Genomic DNA, 7,624 nt, shown 5'->3' with positions numbered 1-7,624 from the left:
ACCGGAGCAGCCTGGACCACTCCCGGCTCACCCGCGCGCGGGTGAGCCGGGAGTGGTCCAGGCTGCTCCGGTCGGTGGAGGTGAGGATCAGCACCGGCACCTGGGAGAGCGCGGGGACGGCGGCGATCTGCTGGAGCACCTGGTAGCCGTCGGGCGCGGGCATGGCGAGGTCGACCAGCACCGCGTCCGGCATGGTGGTGCGGATCATGCGCAGCGCCTGGCTGCTGTCGGTCACCTCGGTGGTGTGCTCGGCGAGCTTGCCGAGGACCGGTCCGAGGGAGCGGACGAAGTCGGGGTCGTCGTCGATGATGACGACGCTGCGCAGCAGCGGGCCCTCTCCCAGCGCGCGGGCGCGGCCGGTCTCGGGCGGGTCGGCGGGCAGTTCGACGACCACCCGGGTGCCGTTGCCGACCCGGCTGGTCAGGGTCAGCCGGCCGCCGAGCAGTTCGCTGAGCCTGCGGGCGTACGGCAGGCCAAGGCCGGTGCCGGCCCGGCCGCGCTGGTGGGCGCCGCGCACCTGGTAGAACTCCTCGAAGACCCGGTCGAGCTGGCCCTCGGGGATGCCGACGCCGGTGTCGGTGACGGTGAACACCGCCCATGGGCCGTCCGCCCGTTCCTCGGCCCGCGCGGTCAGCCGCACCGATCCGGCGGCGGTGAACTTCAGCCCGTTGGACAGCACGTTGCGCAGGATGCGGGTGAGCATCACCTCGTCGGTGACGAACCGTCCGGGGAACGCCGCGTCCTCGATGTCCAGTTCCACCTCCGCACCGGCGGCCGGGGCGAGGGTGCCGCGCAACTGGTAGAGCACGGTGCGCAGGTCGGTCTCCCGCAGGTGCGGCTCCAGCCGGCCGGACTCGGCCTTGGCGGTGTCCAGCAGCTCCTCCACCAGGGCCAGCAGCGTGTTGCCCGAGGAGGCGATGAGGGAGACCTGCCGATGCTGCTCGGCGGTGAGCGCCTCGGCATCCGCGGCGAGCAGCAACTGCGCCAGCGCGATGACCGAGTTGACCGGGGTGCGCAGCTCGTGGCTGACGTTGGCCCAGAAGCGGGTCTTGGCCGCGCTGGCGAGTCTGAGCCGGCGGCTGCGGTCCTCCAGGTCGGCGTAGAGGGCGACGACGCCCCGGTTGGTCTCCTCCAGCTCGCTGGACAGCTCCCGGTACAGGGCCATCACACCCGCGTTGGTCTCCTCCAGCTCCTCGTTGAGGCGCTGGAGCTCGTCTTGCTGGGCCCGCGCCTCTTCCAGGGCGGCCAGCAGTTCGCGGTTCTGGTTGCGGAGTTCGTCGCTCATGTCGGTCCCGCGCAATGCTGCCAGTTCCTCCTGGACCCGCGTGGACAGCCGCCCGGCGCTCCGGGGGGCGGGCAGGTTCTGCCCGAGCTCCAGACGGTGGCCGCTGTGGGCGCACAGGTCAAGCAGTCGGCGGGAGGCGGCCAGGATCTCGGCGGACGGCTCCCGCTCCTCGTCCCACCGGAAGCGGACGACCAGCCGGTCCGGCCCGGGCAGCCCCCGCGCCCCCGCCGGCGCCGGGGCGGGCCGGACGGCGAAGTCGGCGGTCAGCCCGGCCGCGCCCAGCAGACTGGACCCGGCCTCGCTGATCAGGGTGATCAGGCGCACCCGCTGCGCCTCGTCCATGTCCAGGGCGCGGCACAGCGCCTGCCCGTGGCGGCGCAGCTTGAACAGGTCGGGGTGCGCCGCCAGCTCCACGCTCGCCAGCGACCGCTCCCCGGCGGAGCCCGGCTCCGGACCCGGTGCGATGTCCGGACCCGGTGCGGTGTCCGGGCTCGGCGGCGTGCCCGGGTCCGGCGGGGTGTCCGGAGCCGGGTGCGCGGGCCGGGAGGCGGGGGTCATGCCCGCGTGGCCTTGACGACCAGGATGCCGATGTCGTCCCGGCGGCCGCCGGCCTCGCGCAGGATCTGCGCGCTGACAACGGTGGAGCGGCGCACGAACAGCCCCGGGAAGGACTCCGGCGACCACCGGTCGCTGAGCCCGTCGGAGTGCGTGACGAACGCGCTGCCCGGCCCCGCGGCGGCGGTGAAGGTCCGCAGGTGCGGCATGTGGTGGCCGACGATGCCGGGCACCGACAGCAGTGAGTTGCGCCTGCCGTCCTCGACGAGGAACCCGCTGACGTTGCCGACGCCGGAGAACTCGACCGACCCGGCCGCGAAGTCCAGCCTGGCCACCGCGATCGCCGCGCCCCGGGTGCCCTTCAGCGCCCGGTGCAGGTCCTGGAGCACCTGCTGCGGCCGGGTGTGCCGGGTGCCCCGGAACGCCTCGCGGGCCACCTCGCCGGCCCGGGCGGCCTGCGGGCCGTGGCCCAGGCCGTCGCACATCATCGCCAGCACCGGGCCGGCGCCGGACGCGGCCCCGCCGTCCGCCGGCGCGGTCCCGGGGGCGTGCGCCGAGCGGAGCGCCCAGGTGTCCCCGCACAGCTCCTCCCCGCCGATGGGCCGGGTCAGCCCGCCCGCGTCGATCCCGGCGGGCTCCTCGCGGCGGGCCTCGGCGCCCGCCCAGAACTGGGCCATCACCGTCGTGCCGCGACCGGGCAGGGTGTGGATGTCGAAGACGTCCGCGAGCCGGGCGATGGCCCCGAGGCCGACGCCGAGGGTGCCGGTGGAGGAGGTGCCGTCGGCCAGCGCGCTGGGCAGGTGGGGGATGCCCGGTCCGGTGTCGGTGGCGACGAACTCCACGGCCGCGTGCGCCCCGGAGCGGGTGACCCGCAGCGCCAGCGCGCCGTCCACCGCGTGCTTCTGGAGGTTGGTGGCCGCCTCGGTCACGGCGATCTCGACCGCCGAGACCCGGTCGGCGCCCAGCCCGATCCGCTTGGCCAGCCTGGCCGCCTCCCGGCGGGCGGACATGGCCAGGCCGACGTCGACCCGCAGCCAGGTGATGTGCTCGGCCTCGGTCAGGACGGGAGCGCTCACCGGGCCCACTTCACGATCACGACCTGAGTGCCCTTGCCGACCTCGGTCTCCAGTTCGAACTCGTCGACCAGCCGTCGGGCGCCGCTCAGGCCGAGGCCCATGCCGCCGCCGGAGGTCCAGCCGTCGGTCAGCGCCAGCTCCACGTCGGGGATGCCGGGGCCGGTGTCGCTGAAGGTCAGGCGTACGCCGGTGCGGCCGTTCGCCGCCAGCGTCTCGGCCTGCATCCGGCCCCCGCCGCCGTACACCAGGGTGTTGCGGGCCAGCTCGCTGGCCGCCGTCACCAGCTTGGTCTGGTCGACGAGGGACAGCCTGGCCTCCTGCGCCAGGGTGCGCACCAGTTGGCGTGCCTTGACGACGCCGGCGCTGCTGTCGAGGACCACGTCGTCCCGCTGCTGCGCGGTGCCCCCGTACGGAGCGCCGCTCATCAGATGCGGTCCGGGTGGCGGCGACCGGCGCCCGGGCGGAAGGAGCCGCCGGAGGACGGGCCGCCCGCCTCGGCGGGACCGCCCGCAGGTCCGGCGCCCTCGCCGAAGCCGAGCGCGGCGGCCCGGGCCCGGCGCAGCACCGCGAGGCCGGTCTCCAGGTTGAGCGCCGTGCGCACCCCGCCCAGCGACAGGCCCAGCTCGACCAGGGTGATCGCGACGGCCGGCCGCATGCCGACCACCACGGTCTCCGCGTCCAGCACCCGGGACATGGCGGCGACGGTCGCCAGCATCCGCCCGACGAAGGAGTCCACGATCTCCAGCGCGGAGATGTCGATGACGACGCCGCGGGCGCCGGTCTCCACGATCCGGTTGGAGAGGTCCTCCTGGAGGTCCATCACCACCCGGTCCTCCAGGTCGACCTGGATGGACACCAGCAGGACGTCCCCGATCCGCAGGATCGGCACGCGCTCGGTCACAGCAGGCCCCCGTACTCCTCGGCGAGCCGGCGGTCCCGCTCGATGGCCGACAGCGCGTGGCGCAGGGCGTCCGCGAGGGTGCCCTTGGTCGGGATGTCGCCGAACTCGATGCCGAGCGCGACGATGGTCTGCGCGATCTGCGGGCGGATGCCGGAGATCACGCACTCGGCGCCCATCATCCGCGCCGCCACGACCGTCTTGAGCAGGTGCTGGGCGACCTGGGTGTCGACCGCGGGCACGCCGGTGATGTCGATGATCGCCTGCGTCGAGTCGTAGTCGATCAGCGCCTGGAGCAGCCGCTCCATCACCACCTGGGTGCGCGCCGAGTCCAGGGTGCCGACCAGCGGCACGGCGACGACCCCGTCCCACAGCTTGACCACCGGCGTGGACAGCTCCAGCAACTGGTCGGCCTGCGAGGAGATGATCTCCTCGCGGGTGCGGGCGTAGGACTCCACGGTGAACAGCCCCAGGTCGTCCAGGAGGCGGGAGAACAGGAGGTAGGCGCGCACGTCCCGTTCGTTGCCCTCGTTGAGCGCGGGCTCCAGCACGTCCTTGAGCGCGAAGACGCTGACGGCGGTCTCGGTGGGCGAGAACCCCTGCCGGGCGCGGTTGCGGGACAGCTCCACCAGCAGGCTGCGCACCTCGGCGAAGCCCTCGCCGCGCGAGGCCAGACCGCTGGTGCTCAGCCCGGCGAGGATCGCCGCGTAGAGCTCGTTCAGCTCCTGGCCCAGCTCGGTCAGGCTGATGCGCCCCCTGAGCGACTCGCCCACGGACCGTACCCATTGGGAAGTAAATTCGTCACTCTGCGCAGTCAACAGGTCGACCAGTCGCTGAGATCCACCGTCGTGGGTCACGTTCACGCTCCTTGGTATCGACCGCCGATGCTACGGCACCCACCGGGCCCGGTTCCGGGCCGTCGGACCCCTACCGGAGCGGTTCCCGGACGGTCGCGCTCCGTCACCGTCGGCGCCGTCCGGCGCCCGATGTACGGGGTGCGCCGCCCGAAGACCGGCGACCCGTCGGCCGGTGGGCGCGGAAACTGCCATGATGTCGCGCCATGGGGAGAGCGAACCGGGGCGGGGGTAGCAGGACGTGGTCGAGCCGATAGAGGACAGCCGGCAACCCGGCGGCCGGCAGCAGCGCCCCCGCGACGAGGACGCCCCGTCCCGTGCCGCCGCCGCCTCCCGCATCCGCGTCCACCGGCCGCCGGCGGTACGGGAGGCGGCGCCGGTACGAGAGGCGTCGGCGGCGGTACGGGACGGGGCGCCGGCGGGGGACGCGGCGGTACGGGAGACGGCGGCGGTACGGGACAGGGCGGCGATACAGGGCGAGGCGCCGTCCCGGCCCGGGGCGGCGCCCCTGTCCGAAGAACAGGTCGCCGTCTGCGTGCCGGGGCGGGTGGACGAGGCCCGCGACCTGGTGGCGGCGCTGCTGGCCGAGCACGCCTCGGACGCCGACCCGCCCGCGGTGGCGGACGCGCTGCTGGTCACCTCCGAGGTGGTGACCAACGCCCTGCGGCACGGCGGCGGCATCACCGGCTTCGAGGCGCGGATCGGCTTCGGCGGCCCGGCCGCCTGCTGCCTGCTGATCTCGGTCGCCGACCGCTCCCCGGCGCTGCCCGCCTCACCGTCCGGGCCGCGCCCGCCGGGGGCCGTCGGCGGCTACGGCTGGGCGATGGTCCGCAAGCTGGCCGCGCACGCCACCGCCGCCGCCACCGCGGACGGCAAGGTCGTGCACGTGCGCATGGAGCTGCCCCGCGCGGCCGGCCAGCCGCGGGGACCGGCCGGGGGCGGGCTCACCGCGCCCTCCGCTCCCGGCCCGGAGCCAGCGCGTCCCACCGGACCGTGATCTCGCCCTGCCGCCACCGGCGGGGCGAGTCCACCAGCGGCCAGTCGCCGGCCAGCGCCCCGGCCGCGGCGATCCACCGCTGCCGGGCGCCCAGCGAGGCGTAGGGGCTGGCCGCCGCCCAGGCCCGGTCGAAGTCCCGCAGGAACGCGTGCACCGGCTCACCCGGCACGTTCCGGTGGATCAGTGCCTTCGGCAGCCGCTCGGCCAGGTCGGAGGGGCGCTCCAGCGAGCCGAGCCGGGTGGCGAAGGTCACCGTCCGCGGCCCCTCGGGGCCCAGCGCCACCCACACATGCCGCCGCCCCACCTCGTCGCAGGTGCCCTCCACCAGCAGCCCGTCCGGGGCCAGCCTCCCGCACAGCCGCGCCCAGACGGCGGCGACCTCCCCCTCCTCGTACTGCCGCAGCACGTTCGCCGCGCGGATCAGCGACGGCCGGCCGGGCACCGGCACCTCGAAGCCGCCGTGCGCGAAGACCAGGCCCTCCCGCTCGTACGGCCGAGCGGCCGCGACCCGCTCCGGGTCGATCTCCACCCCCACCACCCGGGTGCGCGGATCGGCCGTGCGCAGCCGCGCCAGCAGCTCCACGGCGGTCCAGGGGGCGGCCCCGTACCCGAGGTCGACGGCGACCGGCGGCCCGTCCGCCCGCCGCAGCGCCGGGCCGTGCACGGCGGCGATCCAGCGGTCCATGCGGCGCAGACGGTTGGGGTTGGTGGTCCCGCGGGTCGGGGTGCCGACCGGGCGGGTGGTGCGCGGGGCCATGCGACGAGGGTACGGGGGCCCGCCCCCGCCCCGGCATCCGGAAGGTGGCCCGTGCAACGAATTGGCAAAGCGGAAATGCGGGGAGCAGCCGCCGCTGTTCAGCTTGATGAGGCGGCCCCTGTGCCTCCTCCGCCCGAGCCCCTGCCCCCGCACTCCCCACAGCGGAAGGACCCGCGCCCCCGTGAGCCAGTACGCGTCCCGGATCGCCGGCTCCCTGTCGTCGCCCCACAAGCTGCGGCTGCCGGGCCTGTCCGGTCTGGCCGGCCGGGCGCGCACCCCGCGCCGGGTGGCGATGCTCAGCGTCCACACCTCCCCGCTGCACCAGCCCGGTACGGGCGACGCGGGCGGGATGAACGTCTACATCGTGGAGCTGGCCCGCAAGCTGGCCGCGATCGGCGTCGAGGTGGAGATCTTCACGCGCGCCACCACCGGCACGCTCCCCCCGGCCGTCGAACTCGCCCCCGGTGTGCTCGTGCGGCATGTGGACGCCGGTCCCTACGAGGGGCTGGCCAAGGAGGAGCTGCCCGCGCAGCTCTGCGCGTTCACCCACGGGGTGATGCGGGCGTGGGCGGGGCACCGGCCCGGCTACTACGACCTGGTCCACTCCCACTACTGGCTCTCCGGGCACGTCGGCTGGCTGGCCGCCGAGCGCTGGGGGGTGCCGCTGGTGCACGCCATGCACACCATGGCCAAGGTGAAGAACGCCGCGCTGGCTGCCGGGGACACCCCGGAGCCGGCGGCCCGGGTGATCGGCGAGACCCAGATCGTCCGCGCCGCCGACCGCCTCATCGCCAACACCGCCGAGGAGGCCGACGAGCTGGTCCGCTTCTACGAGGCGGAGCGGCGCAAGGTCGCGGTCGTCCACCCCGGGGTCAACCTCGACCGCTTCCGGCCCGCCGACGGCCGGGCCGCCGCCCGCGCCCGCCTGGGCCTCCCCGCCGACGCCTTCATCCCCCTCTTCGCCGGGCGCATACAGCCGCTCAAGGCCCCCGACATCCTGCTCCACGCCGCCGCCCGCCTCCTCGACGCCGATCCCGCCCTCCGCCGCCGGATGCTCGTCCCCGTGGTCGGCGGCCCCAGCGGCAGCGGCCTGGCCAAGCCCGAGAAGCTCCAGAAGCTCGCCGCCCGCCTGGGCATCGCCGACGTGGTCCGCTTCCACCCGCCGGTGGACCAGGACCGCCTCGCCGACTGGTTCCGTGCGG

General features: G+C 75.2%; 8 protein-coding genes. 2 read left to right on the top strand and 6 right to left on the bottom strand.

The window, feature by feature from the left end:
- From C6N75_RS23355 to C6N75_RS23335, 5 genes are all read right to left on the bottom strand, one after another.
- A partial coding sequence (locus tag C6N75_RS23355) for an ATP-binding response regulator (protein WP_258177567.1) occupies positions 1-1,843 on the bottom strand: 1,843 nt, incomplete at its 3' end.
- Positions 1,840-2,925, bottom strand: a complete 1,086-nt coding sequence (locus tag C6N75_RS23350; protein WP_181160589.1) for an ATP-binding SpoIIE family protein phosphatase — start codon at positions 2,923-2,925, stop codon at positions 1,840-1,842. The genes C6N75_RS23350 and C6N75_RS23355, both read right to left, overlap by 4 nt.
- Positions 2,913-3,341: an anti-sigma regulatory factor gene (locus C6N75_RS23345; RefSeq protein ID WP_105870865.1), complete on the bottom strand. Its 429-nt coding sequence runs from the start codon at positions 3,339-3,341 to the stop codon at positions 2,913-2,915. The genes C6N75_RS23350 and C6N75_RS23345 overlap by 13 nt, the downstream gene beginning before the upstream one ends.
- The gene (locus C6N75_RS23340; protein ID WP_374684166.1) at positions 3,341-3,817 is read right to left on the bottom strand and encodes an STAS domain-containing protein; all 477 of its coding nucleotides are present in this window, start codon (positions 3,815-3,817) and stop codon (positions 3,341-3,343) included. Before C6N75_RS23340 ends, C6N75_RS23345 begins: the two co-directional genes overlap by 1 nt.
- Entirely contained in the window at positions 3,814-4,671 is an 858-nt protein-coding gene (locus C6N75_RS23335) for an STAS domain-containing protein (protein ID WP_105870864.1), read from the bottom strand. Before C6N75_RS23335 ends, C6N75_RS23340 begins: the two co-directional genes overlap by 4 nt.
- A 238-nt stretch (positions 4,672-4,909) precedes the next feature.
- Between C6N75_RS23335 and C6N75_RS23330 the strand changes: the two genes are divergently transcribed.
- On the top strand, positions 4,910-5,665 hold the full coding sequence (locus C6N75_RS23330; protein ID WP_258177566.1) for an ATP-binding protein: 756 nt from the start codon (positions 4,910-4,912) through the stop codon (positions 5,663-5,665).
- On the opposite strand, the gene C6N75_RS23325 is transcribed toward C6N75_RS23330, so the two are convergent.
- A complete protein-coding gene (locus C6N75_RS23325) occupies positions 5,613-6,422 on the bottom strand; it encodes a class I SAM-dependent methyltransferase (protein WP_105870863.1) in 810 nt (269 codons plus the stop codon). The genes C6N75_RS23330 and C6N75_RS23325 overlap by 53 nt on opposite strands.
- A gap of 181 nt (positions 6,423-6,603) precedes the next feature.
- On the opposite strand from C6N75_RS23325, the gene mshA reads away from it, so the two are divergent.
- Positions 6,604-7,624 (top strand): D-inositol-3-phosphate glycosyltransferase (mshA, locus tag C6N75_RS23320; protein WP_105870862.1); only part of this gene is annotated, 1,021 nt, incomplete at its 3' end.

It is taken from the genome of Streptomyces solincola (assembly GCF_002982015.1).
Taxonomy (GTDB): domain Bacteria; phylum Actinomycetota; class Actinomycetes; order Streptomycetales; family Streptomycetaceae; genus Streptomyces; species Streptomyces solincola.
This window is presented reverse-complemented; position numbering and strand designations above follow the sequence as displayed.